This is a genomic window from Propionivibrio pelophilus DSM 12018 (assembly GCF_059569095.1).
Genome location: NZ_JCANUT010000137.1, coordinates 1 through 1,607 on the forward strand (window position 1 = coordinate 1; position 1,607 = coordinate 1,607).

The following is a 1,607-nucleotide window of genomic DNA, read 5'->3' on the forward strand; positions in this document are numbered from 1 at the left end:
CAGGCGGCGGTGGAATACGGTGCGGCGCACGGCGCGCTGGCGATGACCACCCCGGGCGACACCTCGATGGTGCGCGTCGAGGAAGTCGAAGCCGCGATGAAGGGCAAGGGCGCGCGCGTCATCCGGTAATCGACTTCAAGTCGTTCTATGAGAAAACGGCCTCACTGCGAGGCCGTTTTCATATTCCGGCATCGGATTTATCGGCCGGCGCTCCTTGGCGGCGCGGTCGTTTCTCTCTTTCGAAGGACCGCTTCGGACACCATGCTGCAGATCGGCAGATTGATGTCCTTCATTCGATTGGCCAGCAGGGTGCCCGCGTGTCGCCCGATCTGGCGGGCTTCGATCGACATGGTGGTTAGGGGAGGGCGCCAGTTGGCTGCATATTCGATGTCGTCAAAACCGATCAGCGAAATGTCGTAACCCGGTGTCATACCGTGTTCGTATATTCCGAGCGTCGCACCGAATGCGATGATGTCGTTGTAGCAGACGAGCGCTGTGGGTCGGTCAGGGGCCGAGATCAGCGTCTTGGTGGCTTCTGCCGCCGAGGCGAAACTATGCTTGCACGTGATGACCGGCATCGGTTCGGCGGCGAGGCCACGGCTGCGGATTGCGTCGCAAAAGCCCTGGTAACGCACCTGGTTGACCGACAAGGACGTGGCGCTACCGACGAAACCAATGTGCCGGTGGCCAAGATCGAGCAGGTGTTCAGTGGCCCGGCGGGCGCCAAGCCGGTTGTTGATTCCCGCGTAGTCAAATGGTGCATCCTCGATCATGCGCAGAACCTGAATGACGGGGGTGCCGATGCGCGCATAAGGGGCAAAAGTGTCGGCGGGTGTGTCACCGACCATGCTGATGATCAGTCCGTCGACACGCATCTCCAGTAGTCGCTGCAGCAAATGCGCCTGGCGGTCCATCGATTCGTTGGTGTCGGCAATGAACACCGTCTTTCCGAGCGGCGTGAGGATATCCTCGACACCAGTAAGCAGATCGGAGTAGATCGGGTTGGCGATGTCGGGAATGATCAGGCCGACGGTGTTGGTCAGCGACGAGCGCAGATTGGCGGCGCTCCGGTTATAGATGTAACCGACCTCGGTCATCGCCTTTTCGACTTTCAGACGGGTCTTTTCGGCGACGAGAGGGCTGCCGCGGCAGACCAGCGAGACGGTTGCGCGCGAGACACCGGCGACGCGGGCGACATCCAGCAGAGTGGTCACGATTTGTCCTGTCTAAAAGCGAGGTCTCGCTTGCCGGAATGAATGCGAGAGCGCCCCCTTTTTTCTGAATAGCCATGCATCATATTGATTATTCTGTTTAATTTGTATTTTTTCTGCTCCGGATTATACGCTGGAGCAACTGCGAGTGTCTTTATGTAAGCGGTATTTGATTATAAAGATTGTTGCGCAAGAGAAATAGATCGATCTAAAATTGTATCGATCTAATTTTTGTTGTTTACCTATCAACCCATCGATTCGTGGAGTGTTTTAAATGAGCAACGCGCAGAGTTCGTCCGCCGGCCAAGGCAGAAAAATCGTAGTCGGGATCACCGAGCCGGGTTATGCCGATCACAGTGTTGAGGCGGAGATTCTGAAGCCGCTGGGCGCCGAAGT

1 protein-coding gene is annotated in these 1,607 nt (G+C 57.1%); it reads right to left on the minus strand.

Translation table 11 applies throughout. The features are described from left to right. Positions 1–197 precede the first annotated feature (197 nt). Entirely contained in the window at positions 198–1,214 is a 1,017-nt protein-coding gene (locus BO74_RS21070) for a LacI family DNA-binding transcriptional regulator (RefSeq protein ID WP_496445365.1), read from the minus strand. Between the last annotated feature and the right edge of the window lie 393 nt (positions 1,215–1,607).